This is a genomic window from Amycolatopsis sp. PSD-21 (assembly GCF_055561455.1).
The window spans coordinates 2,310,559-2,334,987 of record NZ_CM145712.1 but is presented as its reverse complement, the minus strand read 5'-3'; the positions used below and the strand labels follow the sequence as shown (position 1 = coordinate 2,334,987).

General features: G+C 68.7%; 20 protein-coding genes and 2 tRNA genes. 15 read left to right on the top strand and 7 right to left on the bottom strand.

Annotated elements, in window-relative coordinates; genetic code table 11:
- Nucleotides 1-76 precede the first annotated feature (76 nt).
- Complete coding sequence (locus ACZ1DY_RS11375; protein ID WP_257488346.1) at nt 77-4,702, top strand: HAMP domain-containing protein; 4,626 nt, start codon at nt 77-79, stop codon at nt 4,700-4,702.
- Between the two features lie 219 nt (nt 4,703-4,921).
- Here the strand turns inward: ACZ1DY_RS11375 and ACZ1DY_RS11370 are convergent.
- Nucleotides 4,922-4,995: transfer RNA gene (locus ACZ1DY_RS11370), tRNA-Gly, on the bottom strand.
- An 84-nt stretch (nt 4,996-5,079) separates the two neighbouring features.
- Here ACZ1DY_RS11370 and ACZ1DY_RS11365 point away from each other — a divergent pair.
- The 10 genes from ACZ1DY_RS11365 (at nt 5,080) to ACZ1DY_RS11320 (ending at nt 13,873) form a co-directional block, all read left to right on the top strand.
- Nucleotides 5,080-5,153 (top strand) — tRNA-Pro (locus tag ACZ1DY_RS11365).
- A 182-nt stretch (nt 5,154-5,335) separates the two neighbouring features.
- The gene (locus ACZ1DY_RS11360; protein WP_465484295.1) at nt 5,336-5,644 is read left to right on the top strand and encodes a DUF2695 domain-containing protein; all 309 of its coding nucleotides are present in this window, start codon (nt 5,336-5,338) and stop codon (nt 5,642-5,644) included.
- A 409-nt stretch (nt 5,645-6,053) separates the two neighbouring features.
- Nucleotides 6,054-6,503: a GNAT family N-acetyltransferase gene (locus ACZ1DY_RS11355; protein ID WP_257488377.1), complete on the top strand. Its 450-nt coding sequence runs from the start codon at nt 6,054-6,056 to the stop codon at nt 6,501-6,503.
- A 42-nt stretch (nt 6,504-6,545) separates the two neighbouring features.
- Nucleotides 6,546-7,712: an ROK family protein gene (locus tag ACZ1DY_RS11350; RefSeq protein ID WP_465484294.1), complete on the top strand. Its 1,167-nt coding sequence runs from the start codon at nt 6,546-6,548 to the stop codon at nt 7,710-7,712.
- A gap of 90 nt (nt 7,713-7,802) precedes the next feature.
- Entirely contained in the window at nt 7,803-8,822 is a 1,020-nt protein-coding gene (locus tag ACZ1DY_RS11345; protein ID WP_257488379.1) for an ABC transporter substrate-binding protein, read from the top strand.
- Nucleotides 8,819-9,580: an ABC transporter ATP-binding protein gene (locus ACZ1DY_RS11340; RefSeq protein WP_465484293.1), complete on the top strand. Its 762-nt coding sequence runs from the start codon at nt 8,819-8,821 to the stop codon at nt 9,578-9,580. The genes ACZ1DY_RS11345 and ACZ1DY_RS11340 overlap by 4 nt, the downstream gene beginning before the upstream one ends.
- Nucleotides 9,577-10,413 carry an ABC transporter permease gene (locus tag ACZ1DY_RS11335; RefSeq protein ID WP_465484292.1) on the top strand — a complete coding sequence of 279 codons (837 nt, stop codon included), beginning with the start codon at nt 9,577-9,579 and terminating at the stop codon, nt 10,411-10,413. The genes ACZ1DY_RS11340 and ACZ1DY_RS11335 overlap by 4 nt, the downstream gene beginning before the upstream one ends.
- Nucleotides 10,410-11,732, top strand: a complete 1,323-nt coding sequence (locus tag ACZ1DY_RS11330) for an LLM class flavin-dependent oxidoreductase (RefSeq protein ID WP_465484291.1) — start codon at nt 10,410-10,412, stop codon at nt 11,730-11,732. The genes ACZ1DY_RS11335 and ACZ1DY_RS11330 overlap by 4 nt, the downstream gene beginning before the upstream one ends.
- The gene (locus ACZ1DY_RS11325; protein WP_465484290.1) at nt 11,729-12,631 is read left to right on the top strand and encodes a TauD/TfdA dioxygenase family protein; all 903 of its coding nucleotides are present in this window, start codon (nt 11,729-11,731) and stop codon (nt 12,629-12,631) included. The genes ACZ1DY_RS11330 and ACZ1DY_RS11325 overlap by 4 nt, the downstream gene beginning before the upstream one ends.
- Before the next feature lie 27 nt (nt 12,632-12,658).
- A complete protein-coding gene (locus ACZ1DY_RS11320) occupies nt 12,659-13,873 on the top strand; it encodes an RNA polymerase sigma factor (protein WP_465484289.1) in 1,215 nt (404 codons plus the stop codon).
- Here the strand turns inward: ACZ1DY_RS11320 and ACZ1DY_RS11315 are convergent.
- Genes ACZ1DY_RS11315 through ACZ1DY_RS11305 form a run of 3 tightly spaced genes read right to left on the bottom strand, consistent with a single transcriptional unit; the run spans nt 13,866 to nt 16,979 of the window.
- Nucleotides 13,866-15,632, bottom strand: coding sequence for a M48 family metallopeptidase (locus ACZ1DY_RS11315; RefSeq protein WP_465484288.1), 1,767 nt, complete (start codon nt 15,630-15,632; stop codon nt 13,866-13,868). The genes ACZ1DY_RS11320 and ACZ1DY_RS11315 overlap by 8 nt on opposite strands.
- Before the next feature lie 21 nt (nt 15,633-15,653).
- Entirely contained in the window at nt 15,654-16,100 is a 447-nt protein-coding gene (locus ACZ1DY_RS11310) for a nuclear transport factor 2 family protein (RefSeq protein WP_465484287.1), read from the bottom strand.
- A gap of 3 nt (nt 16,101-16,103) precedes the next feature.
- Nucleotides 16,104-16,979 carry a TIGR03619 family F420-dependent LLM class oxidoreductase gene (locus ACZ1DY_RS11305; protein WP_257488385.1) on the bottom strand — a complete coding sequence of 292 codons (876 nt, stop codon included), beginning with the start codon at nt 16,977-16,979 and terminating at the stop codon, nt 16,104-16,106.
- A gap of 111 nt (nt 16,980-17,090) precedes the next feature.
- On the opposite strand from ACZ1DY_RS11305, the gene ACZ1DY_RS11300 reads away from it, so the two are divergent.
- The gene (locus tag ACZ1DY_RS11300) at nt 17,091-17,864 is read left to right on the top strand and encodes a hypothetical protein (RefSeq protein ID WP_465484286.1); all 774 of its coding nucleotides are present in this window, start codon (nt 17,091-17,093) and stop codon (nt 17,862-17,864) included.
- 318 nt (nt 17,865-18,182) lie between these two features.
- Here the strand turns inward: ACZ1DY_RS11300 and ACZ1DY_RS11295 are convergent, their stop codons facing one another.
- Together ACZ1DY_RS11295 and ACZ1DY_RS11290 are read right to left on the bottom strand one after the other, a co-directional pair.
- Entirely contained in the window at nt 18,183-18,992 is an 810-nt protein-coding gene (locus ACZ1DY_RS11295) for an Fpg/Nei family DNA glycosylase (RefSeq protein ID WP_465484285.1), read from the bottom strand.
- 1 nt (nt 18,993) lies between these two features.
- Nucleotides 18,994-19,467, bottom strand: a complete 474-nt coding sequence (locus tag ACZ1DY_RS11290) for a ribose-5-phosphate isomerase (RefSeq protein WP_007034718.1) — start codon at nt 19,465-19,467, stop codon at nt 18,994-18,996.
- 45 nt (nt 19,468-19,512) lie between these two features.
- On the opposite strand from ACZ1DY_RS11290, the gene ACZ1DY_RS11285 reads away from it, so the two are divergent.
- The gene (locus tag ACZ1DY_RS11285; RefSeq protein ID WP_465484284.1) at nt 19,513-20,232 is read left to right on the top strand and encodes a 2-phosphosulfolactate phosphatase; all 720 of its coding nucleotides are present in this window, start codon (nt 19,513-19,515) and stop codon (nt 20,230-20,232) included.
- On the top strand, nt 20,229-21,032 hold the full coding sequence (locus ACZ1DY_RS11280; RefSeq protein ID WP_465484283.1) for an MBL fold metallo-hydrolase: 804 nt from the start codon (nt 20,229-20,231) through the stop codon (nt 21,030-21,032). Before ACZ1DY_RS11285 ends, ACZ1DY_RS11280 begins: the two co-directional genes overlap by 4 nt.
- Here ACZ1DY_RS11280 and ACZ1DY_RS11275 read toward each other — a convergent pair.
- Complete coding sequence (locus tag ACZ1DY_RS11275; RefSeq protein WP_257488389.1) at nt 21,029-21,649, bottom strand: DsbA family protein; 621 nt, start codon at nt 21,647-21,649, stop codon at nt 21,029-21,031. The two genes, ACZ1DY_RS11280 and ACZ1DY_RS11275, sit on opposite strands and share 4 nt — an antisense overlap.
- Before the next feature lie 169 nt (nt 21,650-21,818).
- Between ACZ1DY_RS11275 and pepN the strand changes: the two genes are divergently transcribed.
- Nucleotides 21,819-24,392 carry an aminopeptidase N gene (pepN, locus tag ACZ1DY_RS11270; RefSeq protein ID WP_465484282.1) on the top strand — a complete coding sequence of 858 codons (2,574 nt, stop codon included), beginning with the start codon at nt 21,819-21,821 and terminating at the stop codon, nt 24,390-24,392.
- Nucleotides 24,393-24,429: the final 37 nt, after the last annotated feature.

The following is a 24,429-nucleotide window of genomic DNA, read 5'->3' as shown; positions in this document are numbered from 1 at the left end:
GTGGTGGAGAGGGTCGACACAGATGACACAGCACTCCCAAAGGGACCGGATCCCCGTGGAAGGTGGTGGCGGCCAGGTGGACGAAGCGACCCTGGAACGCCTGCTCGCGGCGGCTCGTGACCTCGGGGACGGCAACTTCCGCCGGCGGCTCGTGGCGCACGGCGACGGGCTCGCGGCCCAGCTCGCGGGCGCCTTCAACGACATCGCCGAGCGGAACCAGCGACTGGTGACCGAGCTCCTGCGCGTCCGCGAGGCGGTCGGCAAGGAAGGCAGGCTGACCGAGCGGGTGGCGGCCGAGATCGGCCCCGGCGGCTGGGCCACCGCGGTCGACGTCGTCAACGGCCTGATCGAGGACGTGAGCAGGCCCACGGCCGAGCTCAACCGCGTCCTCGGGGCGGTCGCCGAGGGCGATCTGTCCGAGCCGATGCCCCTGGAAGTCGGCGGGCGGCCGCTGCAGGGTCAGTTCGCCGAGGTCGCGAAGACGGTCAACGGCCTGATCAAACAGCTTTCGCGGTTCGCGACCGAGGTCACCAGAGTGGCCCGCGAGATCGCCACCGAAGGACGGCTCGGCGGCCAGGCCGAGGTCCCGGGCGTGGCGGGCACCTGGCGTGATCTCACCGACAACGTCAACGTCATGGCCAGCAACCTGACCGACCAGGTCCGCAACATCGCCCAGGTGACCACCGCGGTGGCGCGGGGCGATCTGACCCAGAAGATCAACGTCGACGCGCGCGGCGAGATCCTGGAGCTCAAGAACACCGTCAACATCATGGTCGACCAGCTCTCGTCGTTCGCCGACGAAGTGACCCGGGTTTCCCGCGAGGTGGGCAGCGAAGGCCGTCTCGGCGGCCAGGCGCAGGTCCCCGGCGCCGCTGGCACGTGGCGCGACCTCACCGACTCGGTGAACCTGATGGCGGACAACCTGACCGACCAGGTCCGCAACATCGCCCAGGTGGCGACCGCGGTCGCCCAGGGCGATCTCTCGCAGAAGATCAACGTCGACGCCAAGGGCGAGATCCTCGAACTCAAGAACACGCTGAACACCATGGTCGACCAGCTGTCCTCGTTCGCGGACGAGGTCACGCGGGTGGCGCGTGAGGTCGGCAGCGAAGGCCGTCTGGGCGGCCAGGCGACCGTGCCGGGCGTCGCGGGCACCTGGCGCGGGCTCACCGACTCGGTGAACCAGATGGCCGACAACCTGACCGACCAGGTCCGCAACATCGCCCAGGTCACCACCGCGGTGGCGAAGGGCGACCTGACGCAGAAGATCACGGTCGACGCGCGCGGCGAGATCCTGGAGCTCAAGACGACCGTCAACACGATGGTCGACCAGCTCTCGTCGTTCGCCGACGAAGTCACGCGGGTGGCGCGCGAGGTCGGCACGGAAGGTCAGCTCGGCGGCCAGGCGCAGGTACCGGGGGTCGCCGGGACGTGGCGCGACCTCACCGGGTCGGTCAACTTCATGGCGAACAACCTCACCGCGCAGGTCCGCAACATCGCCCAGGTGGCGACGGCGGTGGCGAAGGGCGACCTCTCGCAGAAGATCGCCGTCGACGCCAAGGGCGAGATCCTCGAACTGAAGAACACGCTGAACACCATGGTGGATCAGCTGTCGGCGTTCGCGGACGAGGTCACCCGCGTCGCCCGCGAGGTCGGCAGCGACGGGCGGCTCGGCGGTCAGGCGCAGGTGCCCGGCGTGGCCGGGACCTGGAAGGACCTCACCGACAACGTCAACTTCATGGCGAAGAACCTGACCGACCAGGTCCGCAACATCGCCCAGGTGACCACCGCGGTGGCGAAGGGCGACCTGACGCAGAAGATCATCGTCGACGCGCGCGGCGAGATCCTGGAGCTCAAGAACACCGTCAACATCATGGTCGACCAGCTGTCGGCCTTCGCCGACGAAGTCACGCGGGTGTCCCGCGAGGTCGGCACCGAGGGCAAGCTCGGCGGCCAGGCGCAGGTGCGCGGCGTCGCCGGGACCTGGAAGGACCTGACGGACAACGTCAACGTCATGGCCACCAATCTCACCGACCAGGTGCGCAGCATCGCCACGGTGACGACGGCGGTGGCGAACGGCGACCTGTCGAAGAAGATCTCGATCGACGCGCAGGGCGAGGTCGCGGTCCTCGCCGAGACGATCAACAGCATGGTCGAGACGCTGCGCGCGTTCGCCGACGAGGTCACCCGGGTCGCCCGCGAGGTGGGTACGGAAGGCATCCTCGGCGGCCAGGCCCGCGTGCCGAACGTGGCGGGCACGTGGAAGGCGTTGACGGACAACGTGAACGTCATGGCCGACAACCTGACCGGCCAGGTCCGCAGCATCGCGACGGTGACCACCGCGGTGGCGCAGGGCGATCTGTCCAAGAAGATCGACATCGACGCGCGCGGCGAGATCCTCGAACTCAAGACCACCATCAACACGATGGTCGACCAGCTCTCGGCCTTCGCCTCCGAAGTCACCCGTGTCGCCCGCGAGGTCGGCACGGACGGCACGCTCGGCGGTCAGGCGGAGGTGCCCGGTGTCGCGGGCACGTGGTCGCGGCTGACCGAAAGCGTGAACCAGCTGGCCGGGAACCTGACCACCCAGGTGCGGGCGATCGCGCAGGTGGCGACCGCGGTGACCGCGGGCGATCTGACCCGGCACATCACCGTCGACGCGTCCGGGGAGGTGGCCGAGCTCAAGGACAACATCAACCAGATGATCGCGAACCTGAAGGAGACCACCCGGGCGAACCGCGAGCAGGACTGGCTCAAGACCAACCTGGCCAGGCTGTCCGCGCTGATGCAGGGGCACCGGGACCTCGCTTCGGTGGCGTCGCTGATCCTGTCCGAGCTGACCCCTCTCGTGTCCGCGCAGCAGGGCGCGTTCTTCCTCGCCCGCGAAGACGAGCAGGAAGAGGTGGTCCTGGAGAGCATCGCGACCTACGGGCTGGCGAAATCCCAGACCGGGCTGCGGTTCTCCCCCGGCGAATCGCTCATCGGACAGGCCGCCGTCGACCGCCGCACGATACTGGTCCACGAAGCCCCGCCGGAGTACGCGCTCATCTCGTCCGGGCTGGGTTCGGCCGCTCCGGTGAACGTGATCGTGCTGCCGGTGCTGTTCCAGGGCGAGGTGCTCGGCGTGCTGGAACTGGCGACCATCAACGCCTTCAGCACCGTCCACATCGACCTGCTGGAGCAGCTGAAGGAGACCATCGCGGTCAACGTCAGCACCATCCAGTCGAACTCCCGCACCGAGGCACTGCTGACCGAATCCCAGCGCCTGGCACAGGAACTGCGCGCCCGATCCGAGCAGTTGCAGGCACAGCAACGGGAACTGCGCCGGTCCAACACGGATCTCGCGGAGAAGGCGGCACTGCTCGCGCAGCAGAACCGCGACATCGAGGTCAAGAACAGCGAGATCGAACAGGCGCGGCAGGAGCTCGAAGAGCGTGCCGGGCAGCTGACCATGGCGTCGCAGTACAAGTCCGAGTTCATGGCGAACATGTCGCACGAGCTGCGGACTCCGCTGAACAGCGCGCTGATCCTCGCGAAACTGCTTTCGGAGAACCCGGACGGGAACCTGTCGGAGAAACAGGTCCAGTTCGCGCGGACGATCTACTCGGCGGGCAGCGACCTGCAGCAGCTGATCAACGACATCCTCGACATGGCCAAGGTCGAGGCCGGTCACCTGGACCTGCAGATGTCCGACGTCACGCTGCCCGAACTGGTCGAGTACGTCGAATCGATCTGCCGTCCGCTCACCTCGGACAAGGGCCTGGAGTTCGCCGTCCTGATCGACCCGCCGGTGCCTTCGTCGATCCACACCGACGAACACCGCGTACAGCAGGTGCTGCGGAACCTGCTGTCCAACGCGGCGAAGTTCACCGACGAGGGCGGCGTGCGCCTGCACATCCGGATGGCCGATCCGGGCGAGGTCGAAGCCGACTCGCTCCGCAACGCCCCCGGCGTGCTCGCGTTCGCCGTCGAGGACACCGGGATCGGCATCGCGCCGGACAAGCTCGCGATCATCTTCGACGCGTTCCGCCAGGCCGACGGCACCACCAGCCGCAAGTACGGCGGCACCGGGCTGGGCCTGTCGATCAGCCAGCAGCTCACGGAACTGCTCGGCGGCGAACTGCGCGTCCGCAGCGAACCCGGCAAGGGCAGCACGTTCACCCTGTACCTGCCGGTGAGCGCGTCGAACCTGGTCGTCCCGACCACCGCCGCGGCCGGCGGGGTCCCGCTGATCATGGCGGTGCCGCAGGTGGCCCCCTCCGCGCCGGCACAGCGGTTCCACGGTGAGAAGATCCTGATCGTCGACGACGACCTGCGGAACGTCTTCGCGCTGGCCGCCGTGCTGGAACGCAACGGACTGGAGGTCATCTACGCCGAGACCGGCGTCGCCGGCATCCGGGCGCTGGAACGGCACGAGGACACCGCGCTCGTCCTGATGGACGTGATGATGCCGGAACTGGACGGCAACGCCACGATCACCGCCATCCGCGCGGAGGCCGCACACGAAGACCTGCCCGTGATCGCCGTCACGGCGAAGGCGACCGCGGAGGACAAGGCGCGGACCCTGGCTTCGGGCGCGGACGACTACGTGACCAAGCCCGTCGACACGGACAAGCTGCTGGACCTGATCGCCGCGCACCTGGAGGCGGATGCCGCGTCCAGCGGCCTCTCGCAGGCCGTGGCCCCCGCCGAGTCGGATTGAGGCGTTGGGCTGGGTTGGTCGTGAGTGGCGTTTCGGGTTAGAACCCGAAACGCCACTCACGACCACCTGGACCGATGCCTCGCGTGACCGATCGGACGACACGCGTGATGCTGCGGACGACACGCGTGTCGTCCGTCCGGACACGCGAGCCCGCCGATGCTTCCCCCGGACGCGAAAGAACCCGCAGGCCAGGCGCCTGCGGGTTCGAATGTGGAGCGATGGAGCGGGTGACGGGAATCGAACCCGCGTAGCTAGTTTGGAAGACTAGGGCTCTACCATTGAGCTACACCCGCGTGCCCCCGGAGTACCGGGTGCGAAAACAGCTTAGCGTGACCCGCTAGGCTGTGCGCACACCCCCCGGGAGATCGGGGAAGTCACGGGATGTGGCGCAGCTTGGTAGCGCATCCGCTTTGGGAGCGGAGGGTCGCAGGTTCAAATCCTGTCATCCCGACCCTAGGCCTTTGGCCTGCATGAACACCCTCGTTCGGAGCGGCGGAGCCGCTTCGGAGGCTAGTGTGACACTCCGCTTTGAGGATTTTCACCTGCCGCCTCGCACTCTCCAGCCCGCCCCCGAGCTCGCCTCGCCGCCGAGCGGAACGCGGCCTAAGGCCTGTTCAGTGCTGATCAGGTGTGTTGCACACTGGGTTTGTGGACTCGGGTGAGGCGGCGCGGCGCAAGGCGTTGCGCAACGCGTACAAGGAGCAGCAGCGTGCCGCCGCCTGGAATGCGCTGGGGCTTGATCGTGCCGAGCTGGACGCGTTGTATGACTGGCTGGATGAGCGGCTTGGCGCCGAAGGCTGTGACCACAGCGTCCGGCTGACCGAGGTGTGGGCGTCGGAGCGGGGTATGGACTGGCCGACGCTCCGGGAGGCTCTTGCGGACGCCGGCGGGTATTGCGACTGCGAGGTCTTGGCCAACACGGACCCGGACCAGACGGCGTAGGGCTTGTCGCACATCGTGTAGAGCACGGCCTCGGCGAACGCTCGTCTCCCACTCCGGGGTTCTCGTGAGGATGTCCGGAATCCAGCGGCCGTCGCACGTACCTTCCTTCGCTCCGCAGTACGGGCACACGTACGGTGCCGCACGTTGGCCGGCGTTGAGCGCGGCGACCCTCCGCTTCGATGGACCTGATCCACGTCTCAGTGCAGGCCGGCAGCCGCTCGACGCGGACGTGGACCGGCGACATCGAACGTGTGGATTTCGGTGCGTTGGATGACCCGAAATCCACACGGTCCCGTCGTGACCGGACCGATCACGACAGGTGTGTGGAAACAGGGACACTCAACGTCCCTGTTTCCACACACCCCTCACTCCGAGTCGGCGGCCTGCCCGCCCAGGCAAGATGAGGATCATGGAGATTCGCCACGCCCGCCCCACCGACGCCCCCGCAGTGACCGCCCTCCTCACCGAGCTCGGTTACCCGGACAACGACGAGACAGACGTGCGCGGACGGCTCGAACGCTGGGCCCGCCATCCCGAGGGTGCGGCGTTCGTCGCCGAGGCGGACGGAACGGTGGTCGGTGTCGTCGCGGTCGTCGCGATCCCGCTTCTCGAGCGGCCGGGGTCCGGTGGGCGGATCGTCGCCCTGGTGGTGGACGAGACCCGGCGAGGCTCGGGCATCGGACGCGAGCTGGTCGCCGCGGCCGAAGCGGAGGCGCTGCGCTGGGGCTGCGACACCATGGAGGTCACCAGCTCCCGCCACCGGACCGCCGCGCACGCCTTCTATCGCGCGCGGGGATACGAGGACCACTGCGAACGCAGCGCACGATTCCTCCGAAGGCTGAGCACTCCCGGATCGTGAGAGCCCTAGGCCCACCGGCACCCGCTTGCGAACATCGGCACCGTGACCGGCAGGCGGAGCGCCAGTGCCAGCGCGGTGCTCCGCGTGGTGCTGGACGAAGGGGCGATCGCGCGCAGCACCATCGCGCGCCGCACCGGGCTGAGCGCCGCGGCCGTCACGGGGCATGTGGCGGAGCTGATGCGCCGCGGGTTCCTCACCGAGCTGCCCGAGGTCGCCGGCGCGGTCGGCAGGCCGTTCGTGCCGGTGGACCTCGACACGGGACGGTTCGTGGTGTGCGGAGCGCATGTCGCGGTCGACCATCTCACCGTCGGGCTGCTGGATCTGCGCGGGAAAGTGCTGGCGCAGCACGAAACCCCGCATCACGGCGCCGAACCCGCCGTGCAGGCCGCGCAGATCGCGGAGCTGCTCGACGACCTCCTTGTCGGACACGCGCCGGAGCGGACGCCGCTCGGGTTGGGCGTGGCGACCGGCGGCTGGGTCGACGAGTCGTCGGGAACCGTGGTGGAGCACGGTCTGCTCGGCTGGCGCGGGGTCCCGCTGCGCGATCTGCTCACCGAGGTCACCGGTCTCGACGTCCGGGTCGACGGGCATTCGCGGGCACTCATCCACGCCGAACGCCTGCTGGGGCAACCGAGAGCGCGCCGCAGCGTGGTGCAGTTGTTCACCGGCAACGTGGTCGACGCCGCCTTCGCCACCGGCGACACCGTCCATCATGGACCGCGGTCGGCGGCGGGCGCCGTCGCGCATCTGCGGGTCGACGACAGCGAGGAGCCTTGCCGCTGCGGGCGATCCGGCTGTCTCGAAGCCACCGTTTCGGAGCGCACGGTCGCGCGCAAAGCCGTCGAAGCGCAAATCGTCGAAAAACCGATCTTCGCCGACGTACTCCGTTTGGCGGCGTCGGGGAACAAAAGCGCGGTCACCCTTTTCCATGAACGCGCGAGAATCATCGGACAGGCCGCCGCATTGCTCTTCGACGTCCTCAATCCGGAAATCCTCATCGTGCTCGACCAGAGTGTACGCGACGTCGAAGGCTGCCTTTCCACGATCCGGGACGAGGTCGCCCGACGCTCCTGGATCTGCCAGGACCCGTCGAAAAACGTTGTGGCGTCCAGCTTTCCGGGGACCGAACTGGCGACCGCCGGTGGCGCGGTCATGCTGAACGCCCTCTATGAGGATCCGCTTTTCACGAAGCTGGCGAACGCCTCCTGAGTTACTTCACTAAATCGCAAAATTGACGCTCATCGCCGGGCCTGCGAAGAATCTTCTTCAACGACGCGAACCCGAACGAAAGAGCCCACCGTGAAGAAACCAGTGCCCTTGATCGCCGCGCTCATCGCCGGATTGGCGCTGTCGGGCTGCGGCGCCTCCGCGACCCCGGCCGGCGTGGCCGGGCAGCCGGAGAAGCTCGAACTCCGCTACCAGGGATCGGCGAACAACGTCACCTTCCCCGAACTCGCCGAGGATCTCGGGTACTTCGGCCCGGTCAAACTCAAATGGGTCGGCAACACGATCAGCGGGCCGCAGGACATCCAGTCCGCCGCGACCGACCAGACCGACTTCGGCGGCGCCTTCACCGGCGCGGTCGCCAAACTCGTCGACGCCGGCGCCCCGATCAAGGCCGTCGTCAACTACTACGGCTCCGACGAGAAGACCTTCTTGGGCTTCTACGTCAAGGAGGACAGCCCGATCCGCACGCCACGCGACCTCATCGGCAAGAAGGTCGGCGTCAACACCGTCGGCGCGAACCTGGAGGCCGCCCTCGACACCTGGCTCAAGCGCAGCGGCCTCTCCGACGCCGAGATCGACCAGGTGCAACTGGTCGTCCTCCCGCCGATCAACACCGAACAAGCCCTACGCAACGGCCAGATCGACGTCGCCGCACTCAACGGCGTCCTCCAGGACCGCGCCGTGGCGGGAGGCGGCGTGCGGCCGATCGTGAAGGACGTCGAGGCGTTCGGCCCCTACAACGGCGGGCCGTACGTGCTGCGGACCGACTTCATCAAGAAGTACCCGGAGACCACGAAGACCTTCGTCACCGGCGTGGCCAAGGCGATCGAATGGGCGCGCACCACACCACGCGACGAGGTGATCGCCCGGTTCACCAAGATCATCCAGAACCGCGGCCGCAACGAGAACACCGACACGCTCAAGTACTGGAAGAGCACCGGCGTCACCAAGGGCGGGCTGATCTCCGACCACGACTACACCCTCTGGACCGGCTGGCTCAAGCAGTCCGGCTTCATCAAGAACGACCAGGTCGACCTCAAGAAGATCTACACCAACGAATTCAACCCGTACCGCGAAGGCGGTGGCGCATGACCGCCAAGATCAGTCTCCGCTCGGTCACCAAGACCTTCGGCACATTGACCGCGCTGGACGACGTCTCCCTCGACATCGAGGAGGGCACGTTCCTCTCGCTGGTCGGCCCCAGCGGTTCCGGCAAGTCCACGCTGCTCGATCTGCTCGGCGGGCTCGCGAAACCCACCTCCGGCGAGGTCCTGATCGACGGGAAACCGGTCACCGGGCCGGGATTGGACCGCGGGGTCGTGTTCCAGCAGTACGCGCTGTTCCCGTGGCGCACCGCCCGCGCCAACGTCGAGTTCGGCCTCGAAGGCGGCACGCTGACCAAACGGCAGCGCGCGGACAGGGCCAGGGAATTCCTCGGCCTGGTCGGGCTTTCCGGCTTCGAAGACCATCTCCCCCACCAGCTTTCCGGTGGCATGAAACAACGGGTCGCGATCGCGAGAAGCCTCGCCTACGACCCGGACGTACTGCTGATGGACGAGCCGTACGCCGCACTGGACTCCCAGACCCGCGAACTGCTGCAGGAGGAACTGCGGCGGATCTGGCTGCGCACCGGCAAGACCATCGTCTTCATCACCCACAGCATCGAAGAAGCCGTCTATTTAGGACAGAAGGTCGCGGTGCTCACGTCCCGGCCGGGCAGGCTCAAGGCCGTCGTCGACATCGACCTCGGCGACCGCTCGAACGACGACCTGCGCTCGGCACCCGCGTTCGTGGCCCACCGCCACCGGCTGTGGGAACTGCTGCACGACGAGATCCGGAGGGCCGCATGACCGCGACACTCGAAGCGCCGAAAGTCCACACTGGACCGAAGATCGCCGAGAAGCCCCGCAGGAAGAACCCGCTGCGCAAGGCGTTCCGCAGTTCGGCGGCGATCCTGCTCTTCCTCGCCGTCTGGGAGCTCGCTCCCCGATACGTCCTCGACGAAAGCACCAGGACCTTCCTGCCGCCGTTGTCGGAAGACCTCGTCGCCCTCTGGGAACTCGTCCTCAACGGGCAGCTGGCCGACCATCTGCTGGCGAGCCTCGGCCGGTCCGCCGCCGGATTCGTGATCGCGGTGGGCGTCTCGGTGCCACTCGGCCTGCTGATCGCCTGGTACCGGCCACTAGCCGAGTTCCTGAACCCGCTGCTGGAGCTGGCCCGCAACACCGCCGCGCTGGCGCTGCTGCCGGTGTTCACGCTCCTGCTCGGCATCGGTGAGGTGTCCAAGATCGCGCTGATCGTCTACGCCTGCGTCTGGCCGGTGCTGCTCAACACGATCGCCGGGGTGAACACCGTGGATCCGTTGCTGGTCAAGGCCGCGCGTTCGCTCGGGCTGTCGAGCCCGAGCCTGTTCCGGAAGGTGATCCTGCCGTCGGCGGTGCCGACCATCTTCACCGGGATCCGGATGGCGGCGGCGTACTCGATCCTCATCCTGATCGCCGCCGAAATGGTCGGCGCCAAGGCCGGGCTCGGCTATCTGATCAACAACTCGCAGGTCAACTTCCAGATCCAGCAGATGTACGCCGCGATCATCACGGTTTCGGTGCTGGGCCTGGCCATCAACGCGGGCTTCGTCGCGCTGGAGCGGCGGTTCTCCACCTGGCGGGTCAAGGAGAAGTCATGAAACACCTGCACCTCAACGCGTTCGTGATGCCGAACGGTCATCACGAGGCGGCGTGGCGGCATCCCAGCACGGATCCGCACCGCGCCGCGACGCTGAAGCACTACGTCGACATCGCCCGTACGGCGGAGCGCGGCAAGCTCGATTCGCTGTTCCTCGCGGACGGCGTCGCCTTGTGGGGCAACGTCCGCTACAACTCGCACACCCTGTTCGAGCCGCTGACCCTGTTGTCGGCGCTGGCCGGGGCGACGGAGCGCATCGGGCTGATCGCCACCGCGTCGACGACCTACAACGAGCCGTACCACCTGGCGCGGAAGTTCGCGTCGCTCGACCACCTCAGCGGTGGCCGCGCGGGCTGGAACATCGTGACGTCGGCGGGCGAGGACGAGGCCCGCAACTTCAACCGCGACGCCAGGCCTTCGCACGCGCTGCGCTACGAACGGGCCACCGAATTCGTCGAGGTCGCCAAGAAACTCTGGGACAGCTGGGACGACGGAGCGGCCGTCGTCGACAAAGCGACCGGGGTCTACGCCGACACCGACCGCATCCACCCGATCGACCACGACGGCCCGCATTTCCAGGTGCGCGGGCCGCTGAACATCCCGCGTCCGGTGCAGGGTCATCCGTTGCTCGTCCAGGCCGGTTCTTCGGAGACGGGCAAGGAATACGCGGCCCGGTTCGCCGAGGCGGTGTTCACCGCGCAGCAGACTTTCGCCGAGGGCAAGGCCTTCTACGACGACGTCAAGGGAAGGCTCGCGAAATACGGCCGCTCTCCCGGCGAGATCAAGATCCTGCCGGGGATCAGCCCGATCCTGGGCCGCACCGAGGCCGAGGCGAAGGAGCGCGAGGCCGAACTCAACGCCCTCATCACGCCCGCGTACGGCGTGCGGCAGCTGTCGACCATGCTCGACCACGACCTGACGGCGTACCCGCTCGACGGTCCGCTGCCCGACGTCGGCACGTTCACCGAAGGCGCGCAGAGCCGGTTCGAGCTGGTCACCGGCCTGGCGAGGCGCGAGAACCTGACCATCCGCCAGCTCATCGAGCGGCTCGCGGGCGGCCGTGGGCACCGCGTGTTCGCCGGCACCGCCACGCAGGTCGCCGACCAGCTGGAGCACTGGTTCACCGAGGGCGCCGCGGATGGCTTCAACGTCATGCCGCCCACGCTTCCGGGTGGTCTCGAGGACTTCGTGGACCTCGTCGTCCCCGAGCTACAGAAGCGCGGCCTGTTTCGCACCGAGTACACCGCCACGACCTTGCGCGGCCACTACGGCCTCGCCCGCCCTGTCCACCGCACCCCAGTGAAGGAGCACGCCGCATGACCGCCATCGACACCCAGGTCGAGGTCCGCAAGATCACCGGAAGGATCGGCGCGCACGTCCTCGGCGTCGACCCGGCCGGGGAACTCGACGCCGCGACCGTCGCGTTCCTCACCGAGGCCCTGCACGAGCACAAGGCGCTCGTCTTCTCGGGCGTCGACCTCGACGACGCGGGCCAGCAGCGGTTCGCCGAGCGGTTCGGCGAACTGACCAAGGCGCATCCGACCGTCCCGTCCGTGGACGGCGAGCCCGCGATCCTGCCGGTCGACAGCGAGCAGGGCCGCGCGAACCAGTGGCACACCGACGTCACCTTCGTGCTCAACCCGCCGAAGGCCAGCACGCTGCGCAGCCTGGTCGTCCCTCCGTACGGCGGGGAAACGCTGATCGCCAACTCGGCCGCGGCGTACCGGGATCTGCCCGAACCGCTCCGGGCGTTCGCTGACACGCTGCGCGCCGAGCACACCAACGACTACGACTACGCGAAGGCGCCGGAAACCCTCGACGAGGCGGAGCAGGAACGACGCAAAGTGTTCGTCTCGCAGAAGTTCCGCACGGTCCACCCGGTGGTGCGGGTGCATCCGGTGACCGGCGAGCGCGGGCTGTACATCGGCGGGTTCGCGCAGCGGATCATCGGGCTGTCGAAGGGCGAGTCGCGGGACGTCCTGCGGCTGCTGCAGTCCTACGTGACGCGGCCGGAGAACGTCGTCCGGGTGAGCTGGGAGCCGAACCAGCTGGTGCTGTTCGACAACCGCATCACCCAGCACTACGCCGTCGACAACTACGACGACCTGCCCCGCCGCCTGAACCGGGTGACCGTGGCGGGTGACGTGCCGGTGGGTATCGACGGGGTGCCGAGCGAATCCCTCGAAGGCGACGCTTCGCACTACTCCCCCGTCGCCTGACCGCGCGTATGAGGTAAGACTGGCGTCGTGAAGGACGATCGTCAGGTGGAAGCGCTCCTGCGGGAGCTGGCCCCGCAGGTCATCGGGTTGCTGGTGCGCAAGCACGGGCAGTTCGACGCCTGCGAGGACGCCGTCCAGGAAGCCCTGCTCGCGGCCGCGCAGCAATGGCCGGAGCAGGGCATCCCGGACAGTCCGAAGTCCTGGCTCGCGACCGTCGCCACCCGGCGGCTGGTGGACGAGTGGCGCAGCGAGAGCGCGCGACGGCGGCGCGAGGAGAACGACGCGCTGATGGCCCCCGCTCCAGCCACTGTGTCCGATTCGGACGACACGCTCACCGTCCTTTTCCTGTGCTGCCACCCTTCCCTGTCCCCGCCGTCGCAACTCGCGCTCACCCTGCGCGCCGTCGGCGGCCTGACCACGGGCGAGATCGCGAACGCCTTCCTCGTCCCGGAATCGACGCTGGCCCAGCGGATCAGCCGCGCGAAACAGACCATCAAGAAGGCGGGCGCCGACTTCGTCCTGCCGCCCGCCGGGGAGCTGGCCGAACGGCTCCGCGTCGTCCTCCAGGTCCTGTACCTGATCTTCAACGAGGGCTACACGACCAGCGGCGGCCCCGACCTGCACCGCGCGGACCTGACCGCCGAGGCGATCCGGCTGACCCGGTTGCTCCGGCGGTTGATGCCGGACGAGGACGAGGTCACCGGCCTGCTGGCGCTCATGCTGCTGACCGATGCCCGCCGCGCCGCCCGCGCCGGTGCGGACGGCTCGCTCGTCCCCCTCGCCGAGCAGGACCGTTCGCGCTGGAACGCGGAGATGATCGCCGAAGGCGTGTCGCTGGTGAGCGAGGCGCTGGAGGCGGGCCCGGTCGGGCCGTACCAGGTGCAGGCCGCGATCGCCGCCGTCCACGACGAGGCGCCCACCGCGGACGACACGGACTGGTCGCAGATCCTCGCCCTCTACGACGTGCTCGAGAAGGTTTCGCCGGGCCCGGTCGTCACGCTCAACCGTGCCGTCGCGGTCGCCGAGGTCAACGGGCCGGAAGCGGGCCTCGAACTGCTGGCCACACTCGACGACGACAGCCGGATGAGCCAGACGCACCGGCTCGATTCCGTCCGCGGGCACCTGCTGGAACTGGCCGGGAACACCGGATCCGCGCGCGAGGCCTATCTCCGGGCCGCCGGCAAGACCGCGAGCAAACCGGAGAAGCAGTACCTGACGCGGCGCGCGGAGCGGCTCACCTGAGCACCTTGAGGATCGTCTCGTGCGACTTCTCGTGGACGTAGCCGGTGTAGACGGTGTGGATCCGGTGCTCGAAACCGTTGTAGAGGGTCACGGTCGCCTTGAGCGGGATGTCGCGTTGCTTCTCCACGTGTGAGAACTCCTCATACGGCAACCAGACCGCGCCGGCCCGCGCGGCGACCGCGAACGGTGCCTGCGCCATCAGCGCGAGCAGTGCGTCCTTCCCGGAGCCGGCCTCGGCCTCCGGGTCGGGCGAGAAGATCAGGCCGCGTTCGGTGATGACCAGATGGCCGGGCCGATCGTCGAACTTCACGTTCGCCAGCCCGCCGATCACCGGGGCCTCACCCGGTGAGAGCCGCTCCGCCCCGCCGTGCGCGGCGGCCGGGTCGATGCCCAGCCGCGCCAGTGCCGCACGGGCGCGCGCGGCGTGCTCGGGTTCGCCGATCAGCAGATCCTCGACGAGTTCGAAGTCCAGGAAGGAACCGTCGGCGAGGACGAAATCCGGTTCGTCGTCCCACCGGTGCACGAACCGCATCGTGCCCGCGGCCAAGGCTGCCAGCACGACGGCGGCCGTGAGCCCGTCCTCCGGGACATCAGCTCCCGGCAACGTGAGCAGCGCTTCGAGGCTTCCGCCTGGCTGCCCCGACGCCCGCGCGATGGCCCGGTACGCGGCCTCGGCGTCGACCTTCAGCCGCGCCAGTGCCACCTCACGCGGATACGTGTCCCAGGGGAGACGACGGCACTCATCGAAGTCGAACGACGCCTCCTCGAGCCGGGCGGCGGACCGGACGGGATCGGCGAGGAGGCCCACCGCCGGACGTTCGTCCACATCGGACTTGTCGGGCGCGGTGTCCAAGGCCCACAACCGTTCCGTCGTCGGCGGGTGGGTGTCCCAGCGCGAGGGGAGCCGGATCGGCTCGTCCATGGTGGCCAGCCGTTCGCGCCGTGCTTCGAGCATTCCGGCGAAACCACCGTAGACGTCTTCGGGGGCCATCCCGACGTCCGCGCCGGGTCCGACGTGGACGCTCAGATACCGCGTCCACTCCTCGCCGAGCCGCGCGTGCAGCCGCAACGCCGAATGCGCGGCGGCCCGTCCGGCGATCCGGCCCATGACCTGGTCGGCCCCGTACTCACGACGGCGGCTCGCCACCCGCTGGGTGAGGACGAACAGCCGCGCGTAGCCGCGGAACAGCCACGTCAGCGGGTTGATCGTGCTCCGGGGAAAGCGGTCGAGCATCCGTGCGACGGCGACGTGGGAGCGGTAGCCGGTCACGCTGGTCCGGCCGTCGAGCTGCGCGTAGTGGGCGAACTCGTGTGCCAGCACGGCGCGCGCCTGTGCGCGGGAGAACGCTTGGAGCGTCGGAAGGCCGATCGACAGGAACCGGCGACCGGCTTTCAGCCCGAACAGCCGCGCCTCCTCGACCACCGACGCCCCCGGCCCGGCGGTGAGCCAGACCTGATCCGGCGGCCGGGTGCCGATCATCTCCGCCAGTTCGGTGAGGGTCGCCCACAGCTCGGGGGCGTCGTCGCGGTAGAGCGGAACCCCTTTCGGTACGAAGGGCGCCGGGCGCATCGGCAGGAGCGCTACAACCCCCGCGCCGAGCAGCGACCCGAGGCCGAGCCCGGCGAGGATGAACAGCGGGACGTTGCCGATCCCGGCCAGGAGGAAGCCGCCACCGAAGGCGAGCAGAAGAAAGATCAGCGTGGCCAAGGCGTAGAACCCCACCACCAGGACCACGACCTTGACCACGCCGACCCGCATGGCGTGGAACCTACCCGGGTGTCACTCGTCGGCCTTCCTGGCCGTGGCCATGGCGCGCTCGGTCTCCCAGAACGCGCGCATCGACACGATCAGCCCGTCCTCGCGCACCCGGTAGACGAACACGCCGTCGGTGTCGACGCGGTAGCCACCGGGCAGGTACGTCGTGATGGTGCCGACGTTCGCGACCTCGTCACCGGCCGCGTGCGAATCGCGGATGGTGAACTGGAAACGTTCGACATTCGCGATCGTCTTGTCCCAGAAGGCGCTGATCCCGTCCTGACCGTGGTGGCCCTTGCCCTCCTCGTCGAACATCGACGGGCCGACGGGGTCCTCGACGACGGCGTCTCCGGCGAAGAGCGCGAGCCAGGCGGCCTTGTCCCCGGCGGTGACGGCGGTCATCGAGCGGAACGCGGCCTGCCGCGCGGGCGGCTGCTCGGTGGCCGGATCCCAGCAGACGTCGACACCCATGGTTCAGTCTCCGATCTTCGCGATGATCTCGTCGCCGAACTTCTTGATGGAATCGAGTTTCGGGCCGACTTCGGCGTCGAAACCGAGGCCGTCGAACACCCACGGCATGGTGATGATGTCGGTGACGCCGATGTCGCCCTGCTCGCGGTAGCCGTCGAGACCGAACTTGTCGATGCAGACGGCCTGGTACTCGAAGGGGTCGTCGGCGCGGCCCTGGTCGGCCAGCAGCCCGCGCAGTTTGGCGATCGTGTCGCGGAGGTCGTCGAACTTCATCATCGCCGAAGACCAGCCGTCGGCGACGCGCGCGGCCCGGCGCAGCGCAACGTCGGTGTGCCCGCCGATGTAGAACGGCACCCGAGACGGCGGCGTCGGGCTCATCCGGAGCTTGTCGAAGTCGAAGAACTCGCCGTGGAACTCGACCATCCCGCCGTCGAGGATCAGGCGCAGCACCTCGATGGCCTCGTCCACGCGTTTGCCGCGCTTCTCGTACGGCGCGCCGCACCAGCGGAACTCCTCCGGCGACCAGCCGACGCCGAGCCCGAGCCCGAAGCGGCCGCCGGTCAGCGCGGCGACCGAGTTGACCTGGCGGGCGAGCAGCACCGGGTTGCGGGAACCCAGTTTGAGCACGGAGGTGTAGAAGGTGAGCCGTTCGGTGACCGCGCCCATCGACGCGGCCGCGACCAGCGGATCCGCCCAGGGCGTCTCCTCGGTCCAGAAGCGACTGCCGTCGGGCGTGTACGGATAGTCGGCCGAGACCGTCTCGGAATAGAACAGGGAATCCGGGAGCGCGATCGAGGAGAAACCCGCCTCTTCGGCGGCCCGGGCGAGCTCGCCCAGCTGATCGAGCGGATTCATCGCGATCGACAGGGTGAACTTCATGGAGCCGAACTATAACGTGTTCTAGTTTCACCCGCCAGTGTCCTCGGGGAACCCCCGGCGGGTTCCCCGCGTTGATCCGGGCAAAGGCCGAACGATTCCTGGAGTGAACCCATGGGCACCGCGATCTTCCTGATCGTGCTCCTCGTCGTCGTGGTCGGCGGCGGCATCTACTTCGCGAAATCCCAGGCGGCGGCCAAGAAGCGCCGGCTGGACGACGCGAAGGCGGACGCACGGCGCCTCGTCGAACGACTCGGCGGTCAGGTCATGAACCTCACCGGCACGGACACCGCCTCCCAGCAGGCGATGGCGGACGCGTCCGAACGCTTCACCGCGGCGGGCTCCCAGATGGAGCAGGCGCAGACGGTGGAGCAGGCCCGCCTGGTGCGCGAGACCGCCATCGAAGGGCTCTACTACGTCCGCGCGGCCCGCCTCGCGATGGGCATGGACCCCGGTCCGGAACTGCCCGGCAGCGAAGAGCGGGACAGGGCGGGCAAGGTCACCGAGTACCGCTCGGTCGACGTCGAGGGCGAGCACTACGAGGCTTCGCCGGACCCGAGCCAGCGGACGCCGCACTACTACCCCGGCGGCCGCGTGGCCGGCCGTCCGGTGCCGCAGGGCTGGTACAGCGAGCCGTGGTGGAAGCCCGCGCTCGTCGCCGGTGCCTGGGGTCTCGGTTCGATGCTGCTGTTCAGCGCGATGTTCTCCGGTATGGCGGGGATCGCGAGCGCGTCGGCCTGGGAGTCGGGCTATGACGCGGGCCAGGAGGACGCCGGTGCCGGTGATGCCGGCGGCGACGCGGGCGGAGACATGGGCGGGGACGCCGGCGGGTTCGACGGTGGCGGCTTCGATGGTGGCGGGTTCGACGGCGGAGGCTTCGACTTCTAGCGCCGCTCTTCAAGCGCCATGAAAGGTCCTTTCCTTGCGGAATCCGCATGGAAAGGACCTTTCATGGCGTTCGGGGCCGGTTTCGGGCGGCTAGGCCACCGCGGCACGTTGCGAAAGCCACTTTCGCAACCTTCAGCGTTGCGAAAGTGGCTTTCGCAACGCCGACGAACGGGCGGCCGATCAGCCACGGCGTGGTCCGGCGCGGACGGGCGTGTCGCGAAAGCCACTTTCGGGACGTCAGATGTCACGAAAGTGGCTTTCGCGACACGAGTACCGGCACCCAGGCCTGAGGGGAACGCGCAGCAGGCGCCGAGGCCGTCAGGCGGGCTGGCAGGTGGGGCACCAGAAGAGGTTCCGCGCCGCCAGATCGCTCCGCAGCACCGCCGTCCCGCACACGAGACAAGGCATCCCCTCGCGCCGGTAGACGTAGACCTCGCCTCCGTGCCGGTCCTGCCGCGGCGCGCGGCCCGTGACCTCGGGCAGATGCTCCGGCGCGACCGTGTCGATCCGTCCCACCCGGACACCGTGTCGCATGAGCGTCACGAGATCCGCCCACATGTCGTCCCACAGCCCGCGATCGAGCGCGCGGCCAGGGACGAGCGGCGCGACACCGTGCCGGAACAGCACCTCGGCGCGATACACGTTGCCGACGCCCGCCAGCACCGACTGGTCCATCAGCAGTGCCGCGATCGACGTCTTCGACCGCGAAATCCGCTCCCACGCCTTGCCCGGCTTCGCGTCCCGGCGCAACGGATCCGGGCCCAGCCGTGCCTTGATCGCGTCGACCTGGGGCCGGTCGAGGAGTTCGCACCGGGTCGGGCCGCGCAGGTCGGCGAAGTGTGTCGGACCGGCCAGCCGCATCCGCACCTGCCCCACCGGTTCCGTAGTGGGCAGCGGCACGTCGGAGAACGTGCCGTAGAGGCCGAGGTGGACGTGCACCGTCCCGTGTGGACCGTAGTCGTGGAACAGATGCTTCCCGTACGCCTCGGCCTTCACCAGCACCCGGCCGTCCAAACGGGACGCTTCGGCGGCGAACCGTCCTTGCGGGCTGCGCACCTCGACCGGGTGACCGGCGAACCGGCGTTTGTGCAGACGTGCCAGGCGATGGAGCGTGTGCCCCTCGGGCATGTCAGTGCTCGGGCAGCGGCGGCGGCCAGCCGGTGTTCTCGTAGTCCAGGATCTGCTGGACGCGGCGGCCGTGGCGCTCGTCCGGGCTCGGCGGGGTCGCGAGGAACGCCTCGACGATCTCCGTGGCCTCTTCGGTGGTGTGCATCCGCGCGCCGACGCCGATCAGCTGGGCGTGGTTGTGCTCGCGGGTGAGCTTCGCGGTCTCGACGCTCCACGCGAGGCCGGCGCGAGCGCCCTTGACCTTGTTGGCCGCGATCTGCTCGCCGTTGCCGGAGCCGCCGACGACGATGCCGAGGCTGCCCTCGTCCGCGACGACGCGGCGGGCCGCCTCGATGCAGAACGCGGGGTAATCGTCGGCCGCGTCGTAGACGAAGGGGCCGACGTCCTCGACGTCGTGGCCCTGCTCCTTGAGGTGGGCCACGAGGTGGTTCTTCAGTTCGAAACCGGCATGGTCAGAGCCAAGGTAAACACGCACAGCGCGGAGTCTGCCATCACGTTCCGGGGCGAGCATGCTGTGGGGGTGGACATCGGACTCGAATGGGGAAGCGAGGGCGTCGCCGCCCTGGGCGCGGACTGTGCCGTTCTCGTCATCGTCGACGTGCTTTCCTTCTGCACCACAACGGATCTCGTGCTCGGCAACGGCGGCCGCGTGCTGCCGGTCCGCTGGCGCGACCACCGCGGCGAGGAGGCCGCGAAAGCGCGCGGTGCCATCCTCGCGGGTGAAAAACACTGGTCCTTGCGCCCTTCGTCTGTGACGGAAATCCCTTCCGGCACGCTCCTGGCGCTCCCCTCCCCCAACGGCGCCACGCTCTGCGACGCCGCTGCCACCACCGGTGCCGAAGTCCTGGCGGGCTGCCTGCGCAACGCGACCGCCGTCGCCGCCCGCGCGGCGGAGCTGGCGAACGGGCGCCCGATCGGCGTCATCCCGGCGGGGGAACGCTGGGGCATCGACATCCGCACCGAAGCCAAGACGTTCGGACCGCTCAGACCGTGCGTCGAGGATCAGCTCGGCGCGGGTGCGATCGTCGCGGCGCTGGACGGCTACGGCCGCCTGTCCGCCGAAGCCCGTCTCGCGGCCGTCGTGGCGAAAGCGATCGACATCGCCGAAGCACTGACAGAGTGTTCTTCAGGACGCGAGCTCGCCGCGGCCGGGCACGCGAACGACGTGAAACTCGCCGCGATGCGAGACACCAGCGGCACGGTTCCGGTGCTGCGCAACGGAATTCTGGAGGATTCGTGACTTGGCTCGAACTCGCGGACGGCGTGTACGCGCGCCGTTACGAGGAGCTGGACCTGACCGTCGGCCTCGTCGTGGGCGGTGAGCGCTGCCTGGTCGTCGACGTCCGCGGTGACGTCGACCAGGGCGCCGAGCTGGCCGCGGCGGTCCGGGAGATGACGCCGCTGCCGTGGTCGGTCGTCTACACCCACGCGCATTTCGACCACGCCTTCGGCACGACGGCGTTCCTGCCGTGCGACGTCTGGGCGCACGAAGGGTGCTTCGCCGAACTGACCACCTACGGCGAGAGCGCGCGGCGCAAGTGGATCCAGCACTACCTCGGCGAGAACCGGCCGGAGATGGCGGAGGCGCTGGAGCGCACCGAGATCACCCTGCCGGACAAGCCGGTCACCGACACCGCCGAGATCGACCTCGGCGGCCGCACCGTCGTACTGCGGTTCCTCGGCCGGGCGCATACCGATCATGACCTGTTCGTGCAGGTGCCCGACGCTGGGGTCGTCTTCGCGGGCGACGCCGTCGAGAACGCCGAAGCAGGCTTCAGCGCGTTCTCGTTCAACGACGGCAGTTTCCTGGCCGAATGGCCCGGCGTGATGGACGCGATCCTCGCTCTGGAGCCGAAGATCATCGTGGCCGGGCACGGGGACCCCGTCGGCACCGCGTTCATCGAGAAGCACCGCGACGGGCTGCGCGAACTCGTCGCGCTCAAGGCCCGGGTCGCGGCGGGAGACCTCACGACGGACGAAGCCGTCGAGAGGTCCCCCTACCCCGGCGATGTCACCAAGGCCGCCCTGGAAACCCCTTAGTCGAAGTTCAGCTCACCGGTACGGGTGCGCTTCAGCTCGAAGAAGTCCGGGTAACTCGCCAGCGCGCGGGCGCCGTCGAAGACCTTGACGGCGTCCTCGCCACGCGGGATCGAGCTGAGCACCGGGCCGAAGAAGGCGACGCCGTCGATGTGGATGGTCGGGGTGCCGACGTCCATTCCGACCGGATTCATACCTTCGTAGTGACTCTTTTTGAGCGCTTCGTCGTACTCGGCCGACTCCGCGGCATCGGCCAGCTCGGCAGGCGCGCCGATGGCTTCGAGGGTCTCCTTGATGACCTTCGGGATGTCCTTGTCGCCCTGGTTGTGGTGGCGCGTGCCGAACTCCGTGTAGAAGTCGCGCAGCGCCTCCTCGCCGTTCTTCTTGGCGAGCGCGGTGGCCACGCGGACGGGGCCCCAGCCGCGGCTCAACAGCTCCTTGTACTGCTCAGGCAGGTCCTCACGGCCACTGTTGAGCTCGGACAGGCTCATGATCCGGAACCTCAGGTCGAGGTCGCGGTGCTTCTCCACCTCGAGGATCCAGCGCGAGCTGATCCAGGCGAAGGGACAGATCGGATCGAAGTAGAAGTCGACCTTGGTCTTCTCGGACGGGGCGGTCATCAGGTTCTCCCAGTGCCATCGTCTTGGGCGGGCCGGTACACACACAGGGTGCTACACAGCGAGCCAACATCGCGGCCGTCGGCGTTGTTCCCGTCGTCAGCACGGGCCCCGACATGATTGGATGCCTGTAGTTGGAAACCAAAACCGATACCGATGACCAGAGGTGCCAGTGCCCGCCCCCAACCTGACCCGAGACCAAGCCAAGCTGCGCGCGGAGCTGCTCGACGTCGAGTCCTACGACATCGAGCTGGATCTGACCGACGGCCGCGGCGGTCCCGGTGAGAAGACCTTCACGTCGAAGACGACGATCAAGTTCGCCAGCGCCAGAAGCGGCGAAACGTCGTGGGTCGACATCGTCGCCGAGGGGATCGAGTCGGCCGTCCTCAACGGGACGGAACTCGACGTCAGCGGGTACGTCGAGGACAAGGGCGTCGAGCTGCCCGGCCTCGCCGGGTCGAACGAGCTCGTCGTGGACGCGGTCTGCCGGTACATGAACACCGGCGAGGGCCTGCACCGGTTCGTCGACCCGGTCGACGACGGCGTCTACCTCTACACGCAGTTCGAGACCGCGGACGCGAAGCGGATGTTCGCCTGCTTCGACCAGCCCGACCTCAAGTCGGTCTACCGGCTCACCGTGATCGCGCCGAAGGACTGGAAGGTCATCTCGAACGCGCTGATCGAATCCACCGAGGAGACCCCGGAGGGGGCCGTCCGCACGGTCTTCAAGGTGTCCGAGCGGATCTCGACCTACCTGGTCGCGCTGATCGCCGGCCCGTACAGCGAATGGCGCGACGAGTACACCGACTCCCACCGCACGATCCCGCTGGGCATCTACTGCCGCGCCTCGCTCGCCGAGCACATGGACGCGGACAAGCTGTTCACCGAGACCAAGCAGGGTTTCGCCTTCTACCACGAGAAGTTCGCCACCCCGTACCCGTTCTCCAAGTACGACCAGCTGTTCGTGCCGGAGTTCAACGCGGGCGCGATGGAGAACGCCGGCGCGGTCACCTTCCTGGAGGACTACGTCTTCCGGAGCCGCGTCACCCGCTACGCCTACGAGCGCCGCGCCGAGACGCTGCTGCACGAAATGGCGCACATGTGGTTCGGCGACCTGGTCACCATGCGCTGGTGGGACGACCTGTGGCTGAACGAGTCGTTCGCGACCTTCGCGAGCGTGCTGGCCCAGGCCGAGGCCACCGAGTACAAGAACGCGTGGACCAGCTTCGCGAACATCGAGAAGTCGTGGGCGTACCGGCAGGACCAGCTGCCCTCGACGCACCCGATCGCCGCGGATATCGTCGACCTGCACGCGGTCGAGGTGAACTTCGACGGCATCACCTACGCCAAGGGCGCGAGCGTGCTCAAGCAGCTCGTCGCCTACGTCGGGCTGGAGCACTTCCTCGAAGGGCTCAAGGTCTACTTCGGCAAGCACGCCTGGGGCAACGCGACCCTGGCGGACCTGCTGGGCGCGCTCGAAGAGGCTTCGGGCCGTGACCTGTCGTGGTGGAGCGCGCAGTGGCTGGAGACCACCGGTCTCAACTCGCTGAGCCCGCGCTACGAGGTCGGCGCCGACGGCACGTACACCGCTTTCGCCGTCACCCAGACCGGTGCCAAGCCGGGTGCCGGTGAGCTGCGGACGCACCGCGTCGCGGTCGGCGTCTACGACGAGGACGAGAACGGCAAGATCGTCCGCAAGCACCGCGTCGAGCTCGACGTCGACGGCGAGCGCACCGAGGTCCCGGCGCTGGTCGGTCTCCCGGCGGGCAAGCTCGTGCTGGTCAACGACGACGACCTGACCTACTGCACGATGCGGCTCGACCCCGCTTCGCTGACCACGCTGATCGACCGCATCGCCGACATCACCGAACCGCTGCCCCGCACGCTGTGCTGGTCGGCGGCGTGGGAGATGACGCGCGAGGCCGAGCTCAAGGCCCGCGACTTCGTCACCCTGGTGCAGCGCGGCGTGCACACCGAGACCGAGGTCGGCGTGGTGCAGCGGCTGCTGCTGCAGGCGCAGACGGCGCTGAACTCGTACGCGAACCCGGCGTGGGCGGCGGACAAGGGCTGGCCGGAGTTCTCCGCGCGGCTGCTGGAGCTGGCGCAGGGCGCGGAGGCCGGTTCGGACCACCAGCTGGCGTTCGTGAACTCGCTCGCCGGTTGCGTGCTCGACGACAAGACGCTGCGGATCATCGCGGGCTGGCTCGACGGCACCGCGCCGCTGGAAGGTCTCACCGTCGACACCGACCTGCGCTGGCGACTGCTGCACGCGCTGGTCGCGCACGGCAAAGCGGAGAACCCGGAGATCGACGCGGAGCTCGGCAAGGACGACACCGCGGCCGGACGGCGCCAGGCGGAGCGCTCGCGGGCGCTTCGGCCGACCGAGGACGCGAAGGCCGACGCATGGCAGCGGGCGGTGTACGACGACGAGCTGCCCAACGCGGTCAGCGACTCGCTCATCACCGGCTTCTCCCACCCGGGCCAGAAGCACCTGCTCGGCGGCTACGTGACGCGCTACTTCGAGGTCATCGACGAGGTGTGGCAGCGGCGTTCCAGCGAGCGTGCGCAGCCGACCGTGGTCGGGCTGTACCCGTCGTGGGCCGTCGAGCCGTCGACGGTGGAGGCGTCGGACGAGTGGCTGGCCGGGGAGCACCCGGCGGCGCTGCGCCGTCTCGTTTCGGAGGGCCGGGCCGGGATCGTGCGGGCGCTGGCCGCCCGTGAGTTCGACTCGCAGGCCGGGGTCTAGTCCCGTAACACAGTGAAGGCCTCCTTCCCTACCCTCA

What these genes read in the sequence shown, in the direction of transcription:
- ACZ1DY_RS11355 (WP_257488377.1), top strand. Translation starts at nt 6,054, where the DNA reads ATGGAGATTCGCCACGCCCGCCCCACCGACGCCCCCGCAGTGACCGCC.
- ACZ1DY_RS11340 (WP_465484293.1), top strand. Translation starts at nt 8,819, where the DNA reads ATGACCGCCAAGATCAGTCTCCGCTCGGTCACCAAGACCTTCGGCACA.
- ACZ1DY_RS11335 (WP_465484292.1), top strand. Translation starts at nt 9,577, where the DNA reads ATGACCGCGACACTCGAAGCGCCGAAAGTCCACACTGGACCGAAGATC.
- ACZ1DY_RS11330 (WP_465484291.1), top strand. Translation starts at nt 10,410, where the DNA reads ATGAAACACCTGCACCTCAACGCGTTCGTGATGCCGAACGGTCATCAC.
- ACZ1DY_RS11325 (WP_465484290.1), top strand. Translation starts at nt 11,729, where the DNA reads ATGACCGCCATCGACACCCAGGTCGAGGTCCGCAAGATCACCGGAAGG.
- ACZ1DY_RS11315 (WP_465484288.1), bottom strand. Translation starts at nt 15,632, where the DNA reads ATGCGGGTCGGCGTGGTCAAGGTCGTGGTCCTGGTGGTGGGGTTCTAC.
- ACZ1DY_RS11310 (WP_465484287.1), bottom strand. Translation starts at nt 16,100, where the DNA reads ATGGGTGTCGACGTCTGCTGGGATCCGGCCACCGAGCAGCCGCCCGCG.
- ACZ1DY_RS11305 (WP_257488385.1), bottom strand. Translation starts at nt 16,979, where the DNA reads ATGAAGTTCACCCTGTCGATCGCGATGAATCCGCTCGATCAGCTGGGC.
- ACZ1DY_RS11300 (WP_465484286.1), top strand. Translation starts at nt 17,091, where the DNA reads ATGGGCACCGCGATCTTCCTGATCGTGCTCCTCGTCGTCGTGGTCGGC.
- ACZ1DY_RS11295 (WP_465484285.1), bottom strand. Translation starts at nt 18,992, where the DNA reads ATGCCCGAGGGGCACACGCTCCATCGCCTGGCACGTCTGCACAAACGC.
- ACZ1DY_RS11275 (WP_257488389.1), bottom strand. Translation starts at nt 21,649, where the DNA reads ATGACCGCCCCGTCCGAGAAGACCAAGGTCGACTTCTACTTCGATCCG.